Raw genomic sequence first — 19,518 nt, forward strand, 5'->3', positions numbered from 1 at the left:
CCTACCTTCGGTTAACAGCCGGGGACTGCCATGCTTCTCGCCCTATCCGAACATTCCGCAACTATGGAGGAAACTGCGGATGTTCGCTCACGGCTGGTTCGGCTCGGGGCGTGTCCAGGACGCAGCGGGTGCCCGCGAGCACGTCGTGCCACGCCCGCTGGTCCCGGCGAGCCGCCGGCGCGAACAACAGCAACGAGAACACGGCGATCCCGACGATGGCGACGACCAACAATGGCTCGTGGCCGGGCAGCCCGAAGGTTTTCGCCATCGTGAGGCGGTCGATCGCGCGGGCGCCCATCTCACCGAAGACGACCACGAGCGCAACTAGGCCGAGCGCGCCGACGGGGCCACACCCCTCTCGCACCACGATCCGTCCGACAGTGATCGGCGTGCGGTCGACCATGCGCACCTTGAACTTGAGCCGCTTGCCCGCAGGCGTGTACCCGTCAGTCAACAGCGGCACAACGATCCGAAGCACGGCGAACACCACCGCTACCGTCCACCCCGAGCCGAACTCGGTCAGCAGGTAGACCAGGATCACGGCGAGGCATGAAAGGGCAACGTCCATGCAGTAGGCGATGATCTGCCTCGGGAGTCCGACTGCGTCGAGCTGGGCACGGGCCTCGCTGGCGGGCAACACCTTCGGCACGATCAGCGCGGCCGGGGCGATCAGTCCGCCGATCGCGGCGCCAGCGGCGTTGGCCATCAGGTCGTTGACGTCGAAGAGCCGGTACGGGCAGGGATAGATGCCGAAGTTGCCGGTCACCTGCATGATCTCGATCGCGAGTGACACCGCGAGACCGACGAGTGCCACCCAGTGCCGCCGGAGCCCGTATGCCTTGCGCAGCAACACACCCAGCGGCACGAACAGCGCGATGTTGAAGACCCAGGACAGCAGCGGGCCGCTGGTGAAGCCCCGTTCCGTCCAGGTGTCGAATACGAACTGGAACGGCGTCCACTGTGGACTCGGTGGCGCCACGCACACGGTGCCGATCTCGGGGAACGGCATCAGCACCAGGGCGAGCGCGACCAGACTGTAGAGCAGTCCCGCATAGAAGACGAAGGTGCGCCGCGGCTCCACCCGGCCGAAGCGGAAGTAGTGGAAGGCCACCGCGGGAACAAGCAACGCGATGCCAGTCACCAAGAAGAACAGGAAGCCGTTCTGAATGTTCTGCGTGTGTTCGGGAAGCAAGAGTCTCTTCTGACGCGAGGCGGCGATGACCGACCCCACGGCCGACAGCGGACGGACTCCGTCAACGCGGTCGTGATCTTCGTGGCATCGGTGGGACCGCCCCACCCTAGAGTCTCAAGAGGGCGATGTCTGTCGTGCTGGCACCCCAATGCATCGGGGTGCCAGCACGTGCTCTCCCCGCTACCCGACGGTGACGGGCTGCTCCCAGTCGATGTGGTGCTGGTACACCCAGGCTTGGAAGGCCCGCCGTCGCTGCAACGCCTTCTCCCTGTCCTCCTCGCTCTGCGGCGCACCCGTCATCCTGCCGGTGTCTCGGGCCGCGCTGTTCGCGACGATCTGCTCGACACGATCGCGCCGGAGGCTTTCGTAGGCGCGGAACGCCTGGTCCCTTGGCAGATCGCGCAGGCACTTCGCCAGCGTCACGGCGTCTTCGAGCGCCATGGAGGCACCTTGTCCGGCGGCGGGCGAGGCGGCGTGGGCGGCGTCGCCTGTCAGCACCATGCGGTCGGTGTACCACTGCGGCGTGGTCGGGATGTCGTAGACGTTGCTGCCGATGACCTCCGCCTCCGTGGACTGGATGATCTCCGCAGCGGGGAAGGCGTCGTCGGCGAAGTACGAGCTCGCGTGGTCTTTCCATTGCTGCACGGTCATTCCCGAGCAGTCCAGCTTCTCGCCGGGAAGGCGGCTGAACCACCACGTCTGACCGGTCGGCACGACGATGTAGCCGAACGCGGCACGCGCTCCGTGGGCGAAGGTGTAGGTGTTCGGCTCCACATCGGTCCGCGCCGGCGCATAGCCGTAAACGACGTTGAGGCCGGTGTACCGCGCGGGTGTGGCGTCGGGATTGATGACGGCGCGCGTGGTGGAGTGCGTACCGTCGGCGCCGATGAGCACATCCCCCTGGGCGGTGCTGCCGTCGGCGAAGGTCGCCGTCGCGCGCTTCGCCTCCGTCGCGGCGATCAGGCGCTTGCTGTGCTCGACCCGGATCCCGCGCTTGGCCGCCTCATCGTGCAGCAGCTGGTAAAGCGCGGACCGCCGCAGCGTTCGCGGACCAGGGACCGAGCCCATGCCCTGCGCGTAGCTCTGCTCCCCGAGCTGCCGCCCGGTCCCGTCGACCAGCCGCACGCCCTGCGCGGGATAGGAATGCTCCGCGACAGCCTGGTCGAGACCGACCGCGGCGAGGGCGTCCATGCCGTTGTGCATGATCGTGAAGAACGCCCCGGCGTCGTTCGCGCCGGTCGGGTACGCCTCGTGCACGGTCGCGTCGATTCCCGCCTTGTGCAAGGCGATCGCGGCAACCGTGCCCGCGATGCCCCCGCCGACGATCACAACGTCGCTGATCATTGCTCCCCCGTCTACCTCGGTCGCTCCGCGATGGCGGCGGCCCACGCTTAGATCTCACCATCGACCGGCTCCGCCCGGTCGGCCGCCGCGTTGAACAGGGCGAACAGGCCGTCGAAGTCGTACACCGCCACGAGCGCAGTCCCCCGCCCGATCTCCGCCGCCCCGGCCCGGCCCGCGCACCGCCACCACCGCGAGCCCGCCCCAGTCCATGTCCGGCTGCCGTCCCACCCTGGCCCGGGCCGTGGTCCCGCACGCGCGACGCACCACCTCACCGACCCCACCCGCGCGCCCCCGAGCCCACCCCCGGAACCAAGCCGCGCCCTCCTCCTCTTCCTCTTTTCGCGTTTTGTCACCTTGATGCGAAATGGGAGCGCTCTTTCTCGCATCAAGGTGACAAAACGCGAAGTCCCGAGCGCGCCAAGCCATCGCACGCAGCAGGGGGCGGCGAAGTGGGGCGCGGTGTCGGGTCAGTCGGCACGCGTAGGTGGCGAAGTCGGCGTTGCCAAGGGGGACTTCAGACGCTGCGCAGCACCGAGACGACGGCGCCCAGGACAACCGCCCGGTCACCGTCGATCACGTCGTAAGCCGGGTTGCGCGGTTCGAGATAGACGTGTCCGTTGCGGCGGCGGTACACCTTGACGGTGGCCTCGTCGTCGATCATCGCGGCGACGATCTGTCCCGAATGGGCCTCGGACTGCTGCCGCACCACGACGATGTCGCCGTCGCAGATCGCGGCGTCGATCATCGAGTCACCACGCACCCGCAGTCCGAAAACGGTGCCGCGCCCGGCGAGCTCGCGGGGCAGCTTCAGGACGTCGTCGACGTGCTCTTCGGCCGTGATGGGAGTTCCCGCGGCGATGTGGCCGACCACGGGCACGGTCACCGAGTTGTCGGCAGGCTCTCGCGTCGAGGGCTCCCGCAGGAACACCCGCACGTCGATCGGCCGGGACACCGTTGCGCCGCGGCGCAGGAAGCCCTGCTCCTCCAGGCTCGCAAGGTGCTTCGACACCGATGACGACGACCGCAGGCCGACGGCGTCGCCGATCTCCCGAGTGCTCGGCGAGTACCCGTGCTTGACCACCCAGTCCCTGATCGTGAGCAGGATCTGCTGCTGGCGCTGCGGCAGCGTCGAGGCGTCCAGGTGCTCGAACACATCAAGATCGTCGAAGGCGGTCACCCGCGGAATGGTAGATGCAGGCACCGGCGACCACGCCACCGGCTCACGCGCGGCACCTCCTCGGAGCCCCTACGATCAACACGTGGCGGTGATCTTGGTGACGGGCATGTCCGGCACCGGGAAGTCGACGGTCCTGAACCACTTGGCGCGGCGGGGATACCGCGTGGTGGACACCGACCTCGGTGGCTGGATCGAAGACGTCCCCCTTTCGGATGGCACCGGCGCGGAGCCGCGGTGGCGCGAGGACCGGATCGGCGCGCTGATCGCGGAGCGGGCACGGTGTGCAACCAGGACGCGTTCTCTCCCCGGTTCGACGAGGTCGTCTTGCTCGGCGTCCCCTTGGACGTGATGCTCGACCGCGACACGAACCCGTTCGGGAGGACCGCACAGGAACGTGACCGGATCATCACGGACACCACCGAGGTCGAGCCGCTGCTCCGCAAGTCGGCGACCGTGGAGATCGACACCCGTTAGCCGCTCCGCGACGTGGTGGGCCACCTGGCAGCTCTCGCCGATCCCCGCTGACAGTCCCCCTTCACGGCGCAGAATCCGCTCATGACGTTCGAGAGCGAGTACGCGCGCATGTGCGCGGAGACGAACCGGGTGTTCACCGCGAAGGCCGAGAGGATCGCCCAAGAGGCGCTGAGGGCGCTGTCCCCGGAGTCGCTCGGCTCCCGTGACGGGCTCCGGCGGGCGCACGACGCGATGAGCGACCAGCTCACCAAGCTTGTGGCCGCGTCCCGGGACGCCAGCGCGACCTTCCGCGACTCCGACCTGCCGGTCGCGATCCGGGCCGATGCCCATGGTGACCAGTGGGTCGATCCGGTGGCCGACGCGGTGGGCACCCTGGCCGCCGCGCTCGCCCGTGCCGTGACGCTGCTCATCGGACTCACCTGCGGCGACCTCACCGACGAATCGACCGGGCCGTGGGCCACGGCGGCTCTCGACGCCGTCCGAGACGCCGCTTCCACGATCCACCGGTAAGGCTTGTGCTACGTTTTTACCAGTTACAGGCGAGGAGGGACATGGAGACACCACTGTCCGACTACGCGCGCGGGGCGGCGGTGGCGACCGACCTGGTCACCACGTCACCCACCGTTCGGGAGGAGGCGCTGCCGACACCGGGCGCGCTGGCGAGCTTCCTCGAGGAACACCGCATCCGCCTCGACACTGTCTCCTTTCCGAGCGCCGAGGACCTCCACCACGTGCATCTGCTCCGCCGAGAAGTCCGCGCCATCATGGAGACCGAGACGGCCGACCAGGCCGTCGCGGGCGCTCACGTGCTGATCGGGCGCGCCGGTCTCGCTCCCCGGCTGCGCCACTCCGACGACGGGTGGCAGTGGTCCGTCCCGACCGCGCCCGGCGCGGGCCTGGCCGACGAACTCGCCGCCCTGATCGGGCTGGGCCTGCTCGGCGTCGTGCGGTCGCTCGGCCACTCGCGCTTCCGCCCCTGCGCCGCCCCGGACTGCCGTGGCGTCTTCGTCGACACCAGCAGAGCAGGACGACGCCGCTACTGCATGCCCGACCGGTGCGGCAACCGCCTCAACGTCGCCAACCACCGAGCCAGAAGGGTGTCCCCGTGAACCGTTCCCAGCTTGTCGGCGCAGTCCGACTTCCCGACGGCTCCTGGGTCCGCGGCCGCGGCCTGCGCCGCCCCGCACCGGAGGGGCCGACCCCCGACTTCGGCCTCTACTTGGGCTCCAACCGCTTCCGCCTCCGCCACTCCCCGGCGCTTCACTGGCCGCACACGTGGATCGAGTGGCCGGATTTCCTGTTGCCCCGCAACAGGGATTTCGCCGTCGAGCAGATCCACGCGCTCCACAAGAAGGCGCTCGCGGGCTCGTCGGTCGAGGTGGCGTGCGGCGGCGGAGTCGGCAGGACCGGCACCGTCATCGCCTGCCTCGCCGTCCTCTCCGGCGTAGCGCCGGAGGCCGCCGTCGCGTGGGCGCGCGAACACCACCACCATCGCGCCGTCGAAACCCCGTGGCAACGTCGCTGGGTGACGCAGTTCCGTCCATAGTGGATTCCAAGCCGGCCGGATTCTCTGGAGTCTCCCGGCCAACCTGAGGCGAGGTCGTGTCCTGCAAGCGGTAACACCCCCTCACCACAAGCTCACCACCCCCTGACACCCTCACCCGCATGTCCCTCATTTCGCGTTTTGTAGTCATAATGCGAAAAGAGAGCGCTCTTTTGCGCAATAAGGCTACAAAACGCGAAAACCTCAACCACGTCAGCTGGCCCGCGCGCGCACCGGGGCACGGGGGTGGTGCCGCCTCGGGGCATCGGGACGACTTGCAGGACAGGCTCTAGTCGCAGCCCCGGTCCGTCCGTGCGCGGTTCTGCGGCAAGTGCCAGTGAGTAACGCTCCACATAGGACTCCACCGTGTCGCCCAGCACGACAGCTGTCCGCGCCGAGGTACACCCGGGGTTTTCACGTCTCGCTCCGGAGAGCGCACTTGGCCGAGAGGAGGTCCGCCGCGCGTGCGAGGATCCCTTCGCGGCATGCGCCGGTTGCGACTGTGGAGGGTGACGATGTTCGCGGTGTCCCTTGGCGACGACGGCGCGCAACTGCGCCCGCTCGAACCGTGGCAGGCCGAGGAGTTCCTGACCCACATGAACCGGGGCAGGGAGTTCATCGGCCGGTACATCGGGCTCGCCGACGTCGTCACGGACCTGGAGTCGAGCCGGTCGTTCCTCCGGGCGTACGCGGAGAAGGCCGCCGCCGACACCGGGCGGATCTACGGCATCTGGACCAACGGCGTGCTGGTCGGCGGAGTCCTGTTCAGGACGATGGACGTCGAGCACGGCACGGCCGAGGCGGGGTGCTGGCTGGAGCCGTCAGCGGCGGGCAGGGGGCTGGTGACCAGAGCCGCGCGCGTGATCATCACCTGGGCCATCGAGCAGCGGGACATCCACCGCGTGGAGTGGCGGGTCTCGGCGGCGAACGAGGCGAGCATCGCCGTGGCCCGGCGGCTCGGGATGCGCAAGGACGGCGTCCTGCGGGAGAGCTACCCGTTCCGGGGCAAGCGGCACGACATCGAGGTGTGGTCGGTGCTCGCGCCGGAGTGGCGAGAGGCGACCGCCCCGGAGCGGAGCTGAGCAGCCCACAGTGGACAACGCGCTCCGTCGCCGGATCGGTTGATCCGCCCCAGGCCGACGGCCTGCTCCTCGATGGCGAGGTCCTTGGTCGCCCCAGCGCCACTCAGCGATGCGCCCCAGGGGCTGGCGTGGTTCGTGTTCTCGCGTTTTGTCACCTAAATGCGAATTGGGAGCGCTCCATCGCGCGTTTAGGTGGCAAAACGCGAAGAGTGAGGGCGCGGAGTGGGCTTCGGGTGGCGGTCGCCGAGGGGATGCGTCGCTACGCGGGATGAGGCGGTGGGCTGCCCCGCGCACCGAGGCAGTGGGCTACCCCGCGCCGCGAGGCAATGAGTTGCCCCGCGCACCGAGGCAGTGGGCTGCCCCGCGCACCGAGGCAGTGGGCTACCCCGCGCCGCGAGGCAATGAGTTGCCCCGCGCACCGAGGCAGTGGGCTGCCCCGCGCACCGAGGCAGTGGACTGCCCCGCGTGCCGAGGCAGTGGGCTGCCCGGCGCGCCGAGGTGACGGGCTGCCCGGCGCGCCGAGGTGGCGTGTTGGTCTGCGGAGGGCGCTGCCTAGCCCTGACAAGGCATCGGGCCCTCGTGTCCGTTCGGCGTTCGACCAGCAGGTCCCGCACGAGCGCTTGCCGTGTCGCGCAGGCGCGCGACCGCCGCGTTCTCGTTCCAGCGCAAGCCTTTTCATTCATCAGTGAAATGGAGTGCGACTTTTTTCGGGCCTTGTTCAAGGTTGTTTTATCCGTCGCGGACGCGGTCGCCCAGGGAACTACGGTGGGCGCCCCCTAAGCTCCCCGGAGGACCGCATGAAGGTGATTTCCGCATTGACGACCGTTCTTCTCTCGGCGGCCTGGCTTTCCGTCCCGGAGACCGCCACGGCCGACACATCGATGCGGGCGCAGTCCTTCTGGATTCACTGGAACAGCTCTCCCGTCACTGACGAGATGCTCACGAGGGAGGCGAAGCAGCGCAAGTACATCTTGCTCAACGCATGGGAGGAGAGTTACGTCCCGAAGTTGAAGGCGGCCAATCCCGACGTCACGGTGCTGGTGTACAAGGACATGTCCTCCACGCGCTCCTACGCATGTCGCGACGGCAAGGACGACGCGAGCCTTCCGGCGGGAGTCGGCTACTGCCGCGCCGACAAGGAGCGCCCGGAATGGTTTCTGACGGGGCCGGACAACCAGCGGCTGGAGTACTCCGGCTACTCCGGTCATTGGCAGATGGACATCGGCGACCCGAAGTACCAGGAGGAGTGGGCGGACAACGTCATTTCCGCCACGAAAGACAAGTTCGACGGCGTGCTCATCGACAACGCGCTGTGGGCGTGCGACACCTACCACCCCGGCACGTGCCCGCAGAAGTACCAGGACAACGCGTCGTTCCAGAAGGCGTACGCGTCGTTCTTCGCCAACACCCGGTCGAAGTTCACCGCGGCGGGACTGAAAACGGTCGCGAACTTGAGCAACGCCAGGACCCACGAGGGCGGGTGGAACTCCTACATGGCCAACCTCGACGGCGGCTGGGACGAGTGGTGGCTGTCCTTCTCCGACGACAACCTCCTCCCCGACTACGCCGAGGGCTGGCGCCGGCAGGTCCAGGAGGTCGTGGACAATGAGGCGGCGGGCAAGATCACGTTGGTGCAGCCGCACTTCTCGAAGAGCGCCGTCCGGCCGTTCCGCTACGCGCTCGCGAGCTACTACATGGGCGCGAGCTCCGGCCGTTCCGCCATCGCCGAGATCGACCGCACCGACGGCTACGGCGACCCGACGCCGTGGCACACCGAGTACGAGTGGGACCTGGGGACGCCGACCGGCCCGTACACGTCGGTCGGCGAGCACGCCTACCGACGCGACTTCAGCTGCGGCACGGTCCTGGTGAACGCCAATCCGACGGCAACCGGGAACGTCACCTTCCCGTTGGGCGGCACGTACACCGACGAGCTGGGAGCGCAGGTGTCCTCGGTGAGCCTGCCGGGGACCTCCGGAACCATCCTGCGCAAGGACGGATCTTGCCGTCCGACCTGATACCTCCGCCTCGTCGTCCGCGCGGTCGCGGCGGGCACTACTCGGCGAGGAAGTCGAGCAGGGCCGTGTTGACCTCGTGCGCGTGGGTCCAGAGGATGTTGTGCGGCCCGCCCTCGACGACCTGGTAGCGCACGTCCGCGATCAGGTTCGGCAACCGGCTGCCCGTCGACGCGATGGGCAGGATGCGGTCCTCGTCGCCCTGCATGACCAGGGTGGGGACGTCGATCTTGGGAAGGTCGTCGCGGAAGTCGGTCAGCCAGGCGCAGACGCAGCCCAGGGTCGCGACGGCCGACGCTTGGGCGGCGACGTTCCAGCTCAACTGCCACGCCTGGTCGCTGACCCTGGTCCCCCTGAGCTCGTCCATGTTGTAGAAGTCGTCGAGGAAGTCCTTCAGGTAGGCGGGGCGATCGGTGATGATGGCGGTCGTCATCTCGTCGAAGACGCTCTGGTTCACGCCCTTGGGGTTGTCGTCGGTCTTGAGCAGAAACGGTTGCAGGGGCGCGAGCAACGCCGCCTTGCGCACGCGACCGGATCCGTGGGTGCTCAGGTAGCGGACCACCTCGCCGGTGCCCATCGAGAAGCCGACCAGCGCCGCGTCGTGCAGGTGGAGGTTCTCCATCAGGACGTTGAGGTCCGCGGCGAAGGTGTCGTAGTCGTAGCCGGTCACCGGCTGGCTGGAGGCACCGAATCCCCGCCGGTCGTAGGCGATGACGCGATAGCCCGCGTCGAGCAGGACCTGCAGCTGCTTCTCCCACGAGTGCCCGCTGAGCGGGAACCCGTGGATGAGGACCACCGGCCTTCCCGTGCCGTGGTCCTCGTAGTAGATGTTGATGTCACCGGAGTTCTCTTCACCGACCTTGACGTAGGGCATGCGCTTCTCCTCGGGAGTCCTCGTCGCGGAACGGCCCGTCGTGACGGGACCGACCGGACGTCGGCAACGAAGTCGATCACTCCGTCTACGGTCGAGCCGGGTGGGCGCACGCGCCCGCACCCCGTGCCCCGTGGCCGATGCCTGAGCGCACTACCTGGATGGTTCAAGCCAGCGTCCATCCGGTCGCGGTGCCTCTCGGGGACCGCGACCGCCCGCCACCGGTGGCGCCGGCGTGGCACTCGCGGAATGATCTCCCCCGTTGACCGGGCACCGGCGGCTGCACCGCGCGCGAGCGATCGCCGAACCCGGACCGACAGGCGGAGAACAAGCGAGAGAGTGGGTCCGGCGCATGGAATGGATGCTCAGCCCTGAGCTGTGGGTCGCGTTCGGCACGCTCCTCCTGCTTGAGGTCGTGCTCGGCATCGACAACATCGTGTTCATCTCCATCCTCGCCGACCGCCTACCCGAACATCAGCGGCAGCGCGCCCGCATGGTCGGCCTGTCCCTGGCGCTGATCACGCGCCTGCTGCTGCTCGCATCGCTGTCCTGGGTGATCGGGCTGACCGCGCCGCTGTTCACCGCGCTCGGCCAGGAGATCTCCGGCCGGGACCTGATCCTGCTGCTCGGCGGGCTCTTCCTGCTCGGCAAGGCCACCTACGAGATCCACGAACAGCTTGAGGGCAGCGACCACGGCAACCGGGCCAAACCGGCCTCGTTCGGCGCGGTGATCGCGCAGATCCTGGTGCTGGACGTGGTGTTCTCCCTCGACTCGGTGATCACCGCCGTCGGCATGGTCGACGAGCTCGGCATCATGGTCGCCGCCGTCGTCGTCGCGATGGTCATCATGCTGGTCTCGGCGAAGACCATCAGCGAGTTCGTCAACCGGCACCCCACGGTCAAGATGCTGGCCCTGTCCTTCCTGCTGCTCATCGGCGGCAGCCTCATCGCGGAGGGACTGGACCACCACATCCCCAAGGGCTACGTCTACGGCCCGATCGCGTTCTCCGTGTTCGTGGAGTTCCTCAACCTGCGGGCCCGCGCCAAGCGCGCGAAGCAACCGGTGCGACTGCACCCCACCTACGTCAAGAACGAAGAGGCACCGTCAGCGGACTAGCGCCAGCTTTCCCCGCACCGCACCACCCCCTGGCGCCCTCACCCCCGTGCCCCCCATTTCGCGTTATGTAGGCTTAATGCGAAATGGGAGCGCTCTTTCGCGCATTAAGGTGACAAAACGCGAAACACCGGCCACGCCAGCCAGTCGACGCGTGCGCACGGGGGGCGTACGGGGGCGGGGGCGGCTCGGGGAATCGGGACGACCTGCGGCGGGCGCTCGGGGCGCTTCCCGTGATCTGGGGACACGGGCATCCCGAAGCGGTGATGATCAGAGTGTCCACTTCGGACAGGTCAGTGAGCGGGTCGTGCCCCGCGCCGGGGAGACCATTGCCGGTCCTGTGCATCAGGCGTTCGCGCAGGATTCGGACGCGAAAGACAGGATCCAATGCTCACCGGGCCAGAACAGGATTCTTTCGGCACAGGTCGAACATTCAGGAGTTGTCCCTACTCCACCAGGGTGCGGAGTCCGAAGCGGCCTTGTTCGGCGGAATGCGCCCGTGAATACTCACGCGCCACCCAGTGACATTCCCAGCACGGAAGGCGCCTTCCATGACAACGAGTCTTCCCGCATTCCCTGCCATGGGCGAGAACCTGCTCGACACCTGCATCCGGCTGCGGAAGATCGCGCCCGTTGTCGAGGCCGAGTTCCCGGGCGGGGTGCCCGCGTACCTGGCGCTGACGCAGTCCGCCGTGCGCGAGATCCTCGCAGGCGACAACAAGACGTTCCTCAGGGACCCCAAGCACTGGCCCGCGCTCTACGACGGGTCAATCCCGGAGGACTGGCCGTTGCGCGCCATCGTCCAGGGCGATCACCTGTCCACAAAGGACGGAGACGACCACAGGCGGCTGCGCGGCCTGGTCGGCAAGGCCTTCACGCCGGGCCGGGTGCAGGCGTTGGAGACGCGGGTCCAGGAGATCGTCGACCAGCTGCTCGACGACGTGGTGGCCGCGGGCGACGGGGTCGATCTCGTGCCCGTCTTCACCGAGGTGCTGCCGATGTCGGTGATCTGCGAGCTCTTCGGCGTGCCCGAGCCCGAGCGGCTCCGGCTGCGCAAGTGGACCGCCACGCTGCTCGCGCACACCACACCTCCCGAGGAGGCGTTCGCGACGCAGAACGAGCTCATGGCGTACCTGCACGAACTGGTGGAGCGCAAGCACGAGGAGCCTGGCGACGACCTCACGTCGGGGCTGGTGCAGGCGCGCGACAACGACGACAAGCTCACCACCGACGAGCTGGTCGGCGTCCTGTGGCTGATGCTGATCGCCGGTCACGAGACCACTGTCCACCTGCTCGGCTACGCCATCGTCGCGCTGGCACGGAACCCCGGCCAGCTCGCGCTGGCCAAGGCCGGGAACCGCTGGGACGACGTGGTCGAGGAGACCTTGCGGTACCGGCACTCGGTGATGATGACCAGCTTCCGGTTCACGGCGGAGGACGTGACCGTCGCCGGTGTCCACATCCCCAAGGGCAACGCGGTCGGCGTGGTCTACCAGTCCACCGGTGTGGACACCGACGAGTACGGCGAGACCGCGAACCAGTTCGACATCACCCGGCCGCAGACCGGGCACCTCGGGTTCGGGCACGGCCCGCGCTACTGCATCGGCGCCCCGCTGGCCCGGCTGGAGGGCAGGCTCGCGCTCGCGTCGCTGTACCGGCGGCTCCCGGAGCTCAGCCTCGCGATCGACCCTGCCGACATCCCCTACTCGCCGTCGTTCTTCACGATCGGCCCGCTGTCGATCCCGGTCAACCTCGGCACTGTGCGGCCATGACCACCGGCCTGGCCGTGAGTCAGGCGCGCAGGTAGGCGAGCACCGCCAGCACCCGCCGATGCCCCGCGTCGGTCGCGGGCAGCCCCAGCTTCGTGAAGATGTTGCCGATGTGCTTGTGCACGGCGCTGTCGCTGACGACGAGGGAGTTGGCGATCGTGGTGTTCGAGTGCCCCTCGGCCATCAGCGCCAGCACCTCGCGCTCTCGCGGGGTGAGCGCGTGCAACGGGTCGTCGGCCCGGCGGCGCACCAGCAGCTGGGAGACGACCTCCGGGTCCATCGCCGTGCCTCCCCCCGCCACCCGCTCCAGAGCATCGAGGAAGTCCTCCACCCGGCCGACCCGCTCCTTCAGCAGGTAGCCAACTCCCCCGCTGCCGTCGGCCAGCAGCTCGGCGGCGTAGCTGTCCTCGACGTGCGCCGACAGCACCAGCACGGCGAGCCCAGGGTGCAGCCGTCGTGCCTCGACGGCGGCGCGCAGGCCCTCGTCGGTGTGCGTCGGGGGCATCCGAACGTCCACCACCGCCACGTCCGGGCGGTCGGCGGCCACGGCGGCGAGCAGGTCCTCCGGGTTGTCCACGGCGGAGCTGACCTCGATGCCCTCCGCTCGCAGCAGATGGGTCAGCCCCTCCCGGAGCAGGGCGTCGTCCTCGGCGATCACGATGCGCACGGCTCATGCTCCCGTAGGGATCGCGACCCGCACGACGGTGGGTCCCCCGCGCGGGCTGGAGACCTCGGTCGTGCCGTCGAAGGCGTCCACGCGGCGGCGGATGCCGAGCAGGCCGCTGCCCAGTCCCTCGTCGGCACCGCCCGTCCCGTCGTCGGTGACTTCCACGACGAGCATCCGGTCCTGCGCCCGCAGACCGACGGTGATCTGCTTGGCGCCACTGTGTTTCACCGCATTGGTCAGCGCCTCGGCGATCACGAAGTACGCCGCCGCCTCCACCGCCGCTGGCACCCGGGGCAGCTCCCCCACTCCGAGCGTGCACGGGATCGCGCAATGCGCAGCCAGGGACGTGACGGCGCCTTCAAGACCTCGGTCGGCGAGCACGGGCGGGTAGATGCTGCGCACCACCTCCCGCAGCTCGGTCAGCGCGTCGGTTGCCGCGTTCTGCGCTGTGAGCACGAGGGGAAGCGCTGCGTCGGGGTTGCGGCGCAACGCTCGCTCCGCCATGCCGAGGTGCATCACCACCGCGACGAGGCGGTTCTGCGTGCCGTCGTGCAGACCGCGCTCGATCCGCCGCAACTCGGTGCCGTGCGCTTCGAGTGCGGCGGCGCGCGTCGCGGTGACCTCGGCCAGTCGTTCGACGAGGGTCAACCTCGGCGGCGCGAGCCGAGCCGCGCTGAGCCGCGAGTACCACCGTGCCAGGGGCGGCACCAGGAGCACGCCCATCAGGCCGTAGGCGAGCGCGGTCAGCCACGCCAGCCACGCGTCACCCCACGACTCGACCGGCATGGCGACCGTCGTGGTGATTCCCGGGAAATAAGGCCAGATCACCCCGTACACCACGTTCTGCACGAAGCCTGCGGGTGAGCCGACCGCGATCGCCCCGGTCAGCGTCCCCAGGGAGGCCTGGATGCCCAGCCAGCCGAGGTCGCGGCGGCTGGGCGGGCTGCTCAGCTCCGTGAAGGGGTCGGCCCCCTCCGGCTTCGGCGGTGGTGGGATCGCCGTGCCCAGGAAACGGCCGGTGCGCTCGCGCTCGAAAGCGGCCAGCCGACGGGCGAGCCGGGCGACCTTGGGCAGCAAGGGCACCGTCACCAGGAACACCACGCACGCCATCAGGCCGACCACCACGGCCAGCGCCGCCAGCCCCACGAACATGCCGCCGAAGAGGTAGCCCCACGCGCGCAGCCGTGGGCGGTGCTCCCCCGAGGGCGAATCGGCGTCGGTCACCTGGGCTGCTCCCTGGCGCGGGGTGGAGCTGGCTCCACCATCGATACGGGCACGCGCGGGATGGTTCGCGCCATTCCCGCAGACCTAGCGTCACGGCATCGGAAGAGTGACGAAAGGCGGATCATGATGACACGGCTGGCGCGACCGTCGCAGCTGGTGGCAGTGGGTGAGAACACCAGCGACTGCGCCGTGCGGCTGGAGGCCGCGACGATGGTCTACGGCTCGGGGGCCGGCCGTGTCACCGCCCTGCGCGCGGTCACCGCTGGGCTGCGCCGCGGTTTCCTCACCGCCGTCATGGGCCCCTCCGGCTCGGGGAAGAGCACCTTCCTGCACCTGGCGGCGGGCCTGGACCGGCCCACCTCCGGGCGGGTGCTGCTCGGCGACACCGACCTGGGCGGGCTGTCCGAGACGCAGCTCACCGAGCTGCGCCGCGACCGGATCGGCTTCGTCTTCCAGGCCTACAACCTCATCCCGGCGCTGAGCGTCGCGGACAACATCACCCTCCCGCTGCGCTTCGCGGGCCGCTCGGTCGAACCGGCGTGGCTGATGGAGATCGCCAGCGCGGTCGGGCTCGACGGGCTGCTCGGCAGGCGCCCGAGCCAGCTCTCCGGCGGCCAGCAGCAGCGCGTCGCCATCGCTCGCGCCCTGGTCACCCGCCCGGACGCCGTCTTCGCCGACGAGCCGACAGGCGCGCTGGACACGACGACCGCCGCCGAGGTGCTGCGGCTGCTGCGTGAGCTGGTGGACACCCGCGGCCAGACGGTCGTGATGGTCACCCACGATCCCGTCGCCGCCTCCTACGCGCACCGGGTGCTGTTCCTGGCTGACGGAGTGATCGTCGATGAGCTGGCGGATCCGACTCCGGATGCGGTCGCGACTCGGATGACTCAGCTGGGGCGGCGCAAGTGAGCAACAAAAGCGTTGCGTGGCGCTCTGTTCGCGCACATCGCACAAGCTTCCTTTCGGCGTTCCTCGCGGTGCTCGGCGGCGTGGTCCTCGTGACGGCCTGCGGCGTGCTGCTGGAGTCGGGTCTGTTCGCCGGGATCGCCCCACAGCGCTACGCGGGTACTGCGGTCACCGTCGGTGCCACACAGTCGGTCACCGTCCCGGTGGCGGAAGACGTGGACCCTGTCGAGTGGTTGCCCGAGCGCGCGCACCTGCCCGCGGATCTCGTCTCCACGGTCGCCGCCGCACCGGGAGTCAGCGCGGCGGTCGGTGAGATCAGCTTCCCGGCGCGGGTGATCACTCGTGACAACCAGGTGCTCACAGGAACCGACATGCTCGGTCACGGATGGGGCTCGGCGGCGATCACGCCGTTCACGCTGCGGGACGGAGCGGCACCGGCGAGTCGCGGCGAGGTCGTGCTCGACGCGGAGCTCGCGGCACGTGCGGCGGTCCGCGTCGGCGACCAGGTGCGGATCGCGACCGACAGCAGTCCCGTCGAGTACCGGGTGAGCGGCCTCGTCACACCGCCGAAGGGCAACGGGTTGCCGAGGCAGTCCGCGCTGTTCTTCGCCGACGATCGAGCGCGTGAGCTGTCCAGGATCCCCGGCTCGGTCACCGCCATCGCGGTCTTCCCCAAGCCGGGCGTGCTGCCGGACGCTCTTGCCGACGACGTCGAGAAGTCTCTGGCGGAGAAGGGTTTCGCCGAGCGCGCGGTCGTCAGGTCCGGAGTGGACAGAGGTGAGGTCGAGTTCCTCAGCGCCGGGCAGTCGCGCTTCGTGCTGCTGCTGGTGTCGGGCTCGTTCAGCGGATTCGTGTTGATGATCGTCATGTTCGTCGTGACGAGCACGCTGTCCTTGACAGTGCACCAGCGACGAAGGGAGATCGCTCTGCTGCGCGCGATCGCCGCGACGCCGAAACAGGTCCACCGGATGCTCGCCGCCGAGGCGCTGCTGGTGTCGGGAGCCGCCGTCGCGGTGGGAGTGGTGCCCGGTTACCTCCTCGCGTACGCGCTGCGCGACGGACTCGCCGGGATCGGGGTGATCGCGGAGGGCTTCGTGCTGTCGCTCAGCCCGGTGCCCGCGCTGGGTGCGGCCCTGCTGTGCCTGGGTGCGGCGAGGGTCGCGGTGTGGGCGGCGGCACGGCGCGGAGTTCGGGTGTCTCCGGTGGAAGCGCTCCGGGAGTCCACTGTGGAGCGACCGGAGACCGGGCGCGCCCGGACGATCACCGGCTACGTCCTGCTCGGGCTGGCGCTGACCACCGTGGTGGCCGTCATGTTCGTGCCCGCGCGGCTCACCGTGGTGCCCGCGGCGCTCTCGTCGCTGCTGGCGGTGATCGGCATCGCGCTCCTCGGCCCCAAGCTGATGGCGGTGCTCACCCGCTTCGCCGGAGCACGGCTCCTGCGCGGCGGCCGTGTCTCCAGCTACCTCGCAGCGGCGAACAGCACCTCCGGATCGCGTCGGCTGGCCGCCGCGGTGACTCCGCTCGTGCTCACGATCGGCTTCGCGACGAGCCAGTTCTACACGCAGACCACGCTCGCCGAGGCCACCCAGGTCCAAGCACGTGCGGCCACCGTCGCCGACTTCGTCCTGACAGGCACGGGCGGGGGTGTCGCGCCCGAGGTTTCGTCTGCGGCACAACGCATTCCGGGTGTCACCGCGTCCACGCCGCTGGTCTCCACCGAAGTCGTGGCGATCGACCGCACCGCGAAGACCGAGCCGTTGTCACGCTCGACCGCCTACGGCATCGACTCCTCCGCTGCGGCGGTGCTTCGGCTTCCAGCGGTCAAGGGCGACTTGGCCGATCTGCGCGGAGACACCGTGGCGCTGAGCGAGGTCGAAGCCAGCTGGCTCGGCAAGCACGTCGGCGACCGCGTCGAGCTCGTCCTCGGCGACGGCACGGTGACCACGCCGCGAGTGGTCGCGGTGTACGAGACGAACCTCGGCTTCGGCGACGTCCTCCTACCGGCCGAGGTGGTGCTGCCGCACACGACCGACCGCCTCGCGGACGCGATCCTGGTCGGGGCCGCTCCGAACACGGACACCACCGCCGTCGCAGCCGGACTGCGCGAGCTCGCGGAGCGCCACCCGGGGTTGGCGGTCGGCGACCGCGAGACGTTGCTCGTGGCGCAGGACCACCAGCAGGAGGCCAACGCGTGGCTCAACAGGCTGCTGCTCGGCCTGGTGCTGGCGTACGTGGCGCTCGCGTCGGCCACCACCCTGGTCACCGTGACCACGGGTCGAGCGCGCGAGTTCGCCTTGCTGCGCCTGGTCGGCGGGACACGGCGGCAGATCGCCAGGATGCTGCGCACCGAGACGGTGATCATCGTCGGCATCGCGGTCGCGCTCGGCACGGCGGTCGCGGCGGTTCCGCTCGCGGTACTGGGACTCCGGCTCACCGCCGTCCCACTGCCGTCCGGCACACCGTGGGTCTTCGCCGGGATCGTCGCAGCGACGGTGCTCACCGGAGTCCTCTCGATCCGGATCCCCGGTAGGCGGGTCACCCGCGCCCACCCGCTCCACTCGCTCCGCTCCGACCCGGCATGACCACTGCTCTGGTCAGCGATCGAGGGGCATCGCCAATGCCGAACCGCGACGTGGTGGCGATCGGTGCGTACAACGCGGACGACTTCGAGGAAAGTGGTGACAACCGGCGCACTGGCGAGGCACCCTGTGTCGGTCGTTGCCACGCAGACGAAGGACGCCCGAGATGCCCATCCCCCAGCGGCGCACAGTGGTCGCCAACATCACCCTCTCGCTCGACGGCCGGGTCGCCGGTCCCGCTGGGGAGCACGACATGGGCTGGATCGTCCCGCACGCCATCGGCGACGGCCCCCGTGAGCACATGGTCCAGGTCACCGCGCCGGCCACCACGGCGTTGCTCGGCCGCAAGAACTACCAGGGGTTCGCGGGTTTCTGGCCCTCCGTTGCCGACGACGACAGCGCCGACCCGAGGGACCGGACATTCGCGCGCTGGCTCAACGCGGTGGAGAAGGTCGTCTTCTCCACAACACTCGAAGAAGTGGAGTGGGACAACGCCCGCCTCGCCACGGAGGACCCCGCCGCCACCGTCAAGCGGCTGCGGCTCGAAGAGGGCGGCGACATCATCGTCCTCGCCAGCACCAGCGTCATCCGCCAGCTGCTCGACGCGGACGAGCTGGACCGGCTCAGCATCACGCTGTGCCCGGAACTGGTGGGTGGCGGCGCGAGGCTGTTCACCGACGGGCCCGCCGCCACCTCCTGGTCGCTGACAGCGACCAGGGTCTCCGACAGCGGCGCGATCTGCCTGCTGTACGACCGAATCCGTGCAGCCAGCCTCACGCCGTCCGGGCGATCGTGACGATCGAGCGGCTGTCGGAGGTGATCGGGCCGCGGCGGAAGTCGCCGTACTGCTCCTCGACGACGAAGCCCGCGTCCTCCAGCCAGGCGTTGAGCGTCGGCAGGTCCAGGAAGCGCAGCCTGTCCCGGCCGACATGAAGGACCGTGCCGTCCTCCTGGCTCGTCGTCTCGATCATCGTCACGACGCCGTCGACCGCCGACTCGATCTCCCACGACATCACCAGGACCCGTCCGGCGAAGTCGAGTCGGCGCGGCTCCGCAGCCGCCCAGTCCTCCCAGGCACGAGCCTGCGGGTGACGCGTCTCGAACAGGAACCGACCGCCGTCGGTCAACGCCCCGCGGATCGCGGTCAGTGACGCGCGCACCTCGTCGTCCTCGATGAGGCACTGGAAAGCGTTGTTGGCCATCGTCGCGACCTCGAACTCCTGCTTCCAGGGGATGTCGGCCGCGGTGCCCTCGACCCACTCCACGGCGATGTCGGCGCGGCGCTGGGCTCGCCGCAGTGACGCGGCGTCCGGATCGATCCCAGCCAGACGACCGGTGTATCCGTTGTCGCGCAAGCAATGCAGCATCTGGCCAGTGCCGCAGCCGACATCGAGCACGGACTGCGCGGACATGGCGAACTCGGTGTAAAGAGCGTCGCTTGTCCCCGGTTCGGCGCGCCACGGGTCCGTCACGTCGTAGATGGCGGCGACGTCGTCCTCGGTGAGATCCACCGAGGCAGCTTGGCCTCCCCGTCGATGGCGGACAACTCGGTTTCCCACGC

General features: G+C 69.3%; 19 protein-coding genes. 11 read left to right on the forward strand and 8 right to left on the reverse strand.

The annotated features are described in order from the left end of the window. Positions 1-61 precede the first annotated feature (61 nt). The 4 genes from ACFFQA_RS27625 to lexA form a co-directional block, all read right to left on the reverse strand. The gene (locus ACFFQA_RS27625; protein WP_377858386.1) at positions 62-1,192 is read right to left on the reverse strand and encodes a VanZ family protein; all 1,131 of its coding nucleotides are present in this window, start codon (positions 1,190-1,192) and stop codon (positions 62-64) included. Between the two features lie 180 nt (positions 1,193-1,372). Further along, positions 1,373-2,536, reverse strand: coding sequence for an FAD-dependent monooxygenase (locus tag ACFFQA_RS27630; RefSeq protein ID WP_377858389.1), 1,164 nt, complete (start codon positions 2,534-2,536; stop codon positions 1,373-1,375). A 47-nt stretch (positions 2,537-2,583) separates the two neighbouring features. Continuing rightward, entirely contained in the window at positions 2,584-2,808 is a 225-nt protein-coding gene (locus tag ACFFQA_RS27635) for a hypothetical protein (RefSeq protein WP_377858392.1), read from the reverse strand. A gap of 242 nt (positions 2,809-3,050) precedes the next feature. Beyond that, positions 3,051-3,713 carry a transcriptional repressor LexA gene (lexA, locus tag ACFFQA_RS27640; protein ID WP_377858395.1) on the reverse strand — a complete coding sequence of 221 codons (663 nt, stop codon included), beginning with the start codon at positions 3,711-3,713 and terminating at the stop codon, positions 3,051-3,053. Positions 3,714-3,947: 234 nt separating this feature from the next. Between lexA and ACFFQA_RS27645 the strand changes: the two genes are divergently transcribed. From ACFFQA_RS27645 to ACFFQA_RS27670, 6 genes are all read left to right on the forward strand, one after another. After that, positions 3,948-4,187 carry a hypothetical protein gene (locus tag ACFFQA_RS27645; RefSeq protein ID WP_377858397.1) on the forward strand — a complete coding sequence of 80 codons (240 nt, stop codon included), beginning with the start codon at positions 3,948-3,950 and terminating at the stop codon, positions 4,185-4,187. A gap of 81 nt (positions 4,188-4,268) precedes the next feature. Continuing rightward, entirely contained in the window at positions 4,269-4,697 is a 429-nt protein-coding gene (locus ACFFQA_RS27650) for a hypothetical protein (RefSeq protein WP_377858400.1), read from the forward strand. A 41-nt stretch (positions 4,698-4,738) separates the two neighbouring features. Further along, on the forward strand, positions 4,739-5,296 hold the full coding sequence (locus tag ACFFQA_RS27655) for a CGNR zinc finger domain-containing protein (protein WP_377858403.1): 558 nt from the start codon (positions 4,739-4,741) through the stop codon (positions 5,294-5,296). Beyond that, positions 5,293-5,733: a phosphatase domain-containing protein gene (locus ACFFQA_RS27660; protein WP_377858406.1), complete on the forward strand. Its 441-nt coding sequence runs from the start codon at positions 5,293-5,295 to the stop codon at positions 5,731-5,733. The genes ACFFQA_RS27655 and ACFFQA_RS27660 overlap by 4 nt, the downstream gene beginning before the upstream one ends. Positions 5,734-6,215: 482 nt before the next feature. Continuing rightward, positions 6,216-6,812 carry a GNAT family N-acetyltransferase gene (locus ACFFQA_RS27665; protein WP_377858409.1) on the forward strand — a complete coding sequence of 199 codons (597 nt, stop codon included), beginning with the start codon at positions 6,216-6,218 and terminating at the stop codon, positions 6,810-6,812. Positions 6,813-7,627: 815 nt separating this feature from the next. Beyond that, positions 7,628-8,830: a putative glycoside hydrolase gene (locus tag ACFFQA_RS27670; protein WP_377858412.1), complete on the forward strand. Its 1,203-nt coding sequence runs from the start codon at positions 7,628-7,630 to the stop codon at positions 8,828-8,830. Between the two features lie 37 nt (positions 8,831-8,867). Here the strand turns inward: ACFFQA_RS27670 and ACFFQA_RS27675 are convergent, their stop codons facing one another. After that, positions 8,868-9,701, reverse strand: a complete 834-nt coding sequence (locus ACFFQA_RS27675; protein WP_377858415.1) for an alpha/beta fold hydrolase — start codon at positions 9,699-9,701, stop codon at positions 8,868-8,870. Between the two features lie 349 nt (positions 9,702-10,050). Between ACFFQA_RS27675 and ACFFQA_RS27680 the strand changes: the two genes are divergently transcribed. Then, on the forward strand, positions 10,051-10,815 hold the full coding sequence (locus ACFFQA_RS27680; RefSeq protein ID WP_377858418.1) for a TerC family protein: 765 nt from the start codon (positions 10,051-10,053) through the stop codon (positions 10,813-10,815). Between the two features lie 548 nt (positions 10,816-11,363). Next, positions 11,364-12,584, forward strand: coding sequence for a cytochrome P450 family protein (locus ACFFQA_RS27685; RefSeq protein WP_377858420.1), 1,221 nt, complete (start codon positions 11,364-11,366; stop codon positions 12,582-12,584). 19 nt (positions 12,585-12,603) lie between these two features. Here ACFFQA_RS27685 and ACFFQA_RS27690 read toward each other — a convergent pair whose 3' ends face one another. Together ACFFQA_RS27690 and ACFFQA_RS27695 are read right to left on the reverse strand one after the other, a co-directional pair. Next, positions 12,604-13,248 (reverse strand): response regulator transcription factor, encoded by a 645-nt coding sequence (locus tag ACFFQA_RS27690; protein WP_377858423.1) that lies wholly within the window; start codon positions 13,246-13,248, stop codon positions 12,604-12,606. 3 nt (positions 13,249-13,251) lie between these two features. Then, entirely contained in the window at positions 13,252-14,472 is a 1,221-nt protein-coding gene (locus ACFFQA_RS27695; RefSeq protein WP_377858426.1) for a sensor histidine kinase, read from the reverse strand. Positions 14,473-14,682: 210 nt separating this feature from the next. Between ACFFQA_RS27695 and ACFFQA_RS27700 the strand changes: the two genes are divergently transcribed. The 3 genes from ACFFQA_RS27700 (at position 14,683) to ACFFQA_RS27710 (ending at position 18,753) form a co-directional block, all read left to right on the forward strand. Next, positions 14,683-15,381 carry an ABC transporter ATP-binding protein gene (locus ACFFQA_RS27700; protein ID WP_377858505.1) on the forward strand — a complete coding sequence of 233 codons (699 nt, stop codon included), beginning with the start codon at positions 14,683-14,685 and terminating at the stop codon, positions 15,379-15,381. 80 nt (positions 15,382-15,461) lie between these two features. Further along, positions 15,462-17,960 (forward strand): FtsX-like permease family protein, encoded by a 2,499-nt coding sequence (locus ACFFQA_RS27705; protein WP_377858429.1) that lies wholly within the window; start codon positions 15,462-15,464, stop codon positions 17,958-17,960. A 163-nt stretch (positions 17,961-18,123) separates the two neighbouring features. After that, the gene (locus ACFFQA_RS27710) at positions 18,124-18,753 is read left to right on the forward strand and encodes a dihydrofolate reductase family protein (RefSeq protein ID WP_377858432.1); all 630 of its coding nucleotides are present in this window, start codon (positions 18,124-18,126) and stop codon (positions 18,751-18,753) included. Here ACFFQA_RS27710 and ACFFQA_RS27715 read toward each other — a convergent pair. Then, on the reverse strand, positions 18,731-19,468 hold the full coding sequence (locus ACFFQA_RS27715; protein ID WP_377858435.1) for a class I SAM-dependent methyltransferase: 738 nt from the start codon (positions 19,466-19,468) through the stop codon (positions 18,731-18,733). The two genes, ACFFQA_RS27710 and ACFFQA_RS27715, sit on opposite strands and share 23 nt — an antisense overlap. Between the last annotated feature and the right edge of the window lie 50 nt (positions 19,469-19,518).

Origin of the sequence: Allokutzneria oryzae (assembly GCF_042429765.1) — a bacterium.
Classification (GTDB): domain Bacteria; phylum Actinomycetota; class Actinomycetes; order Mycobacteriales; family Pseudonocardiaceae; genus Allokutzneria; species Allokutzneria oryzae.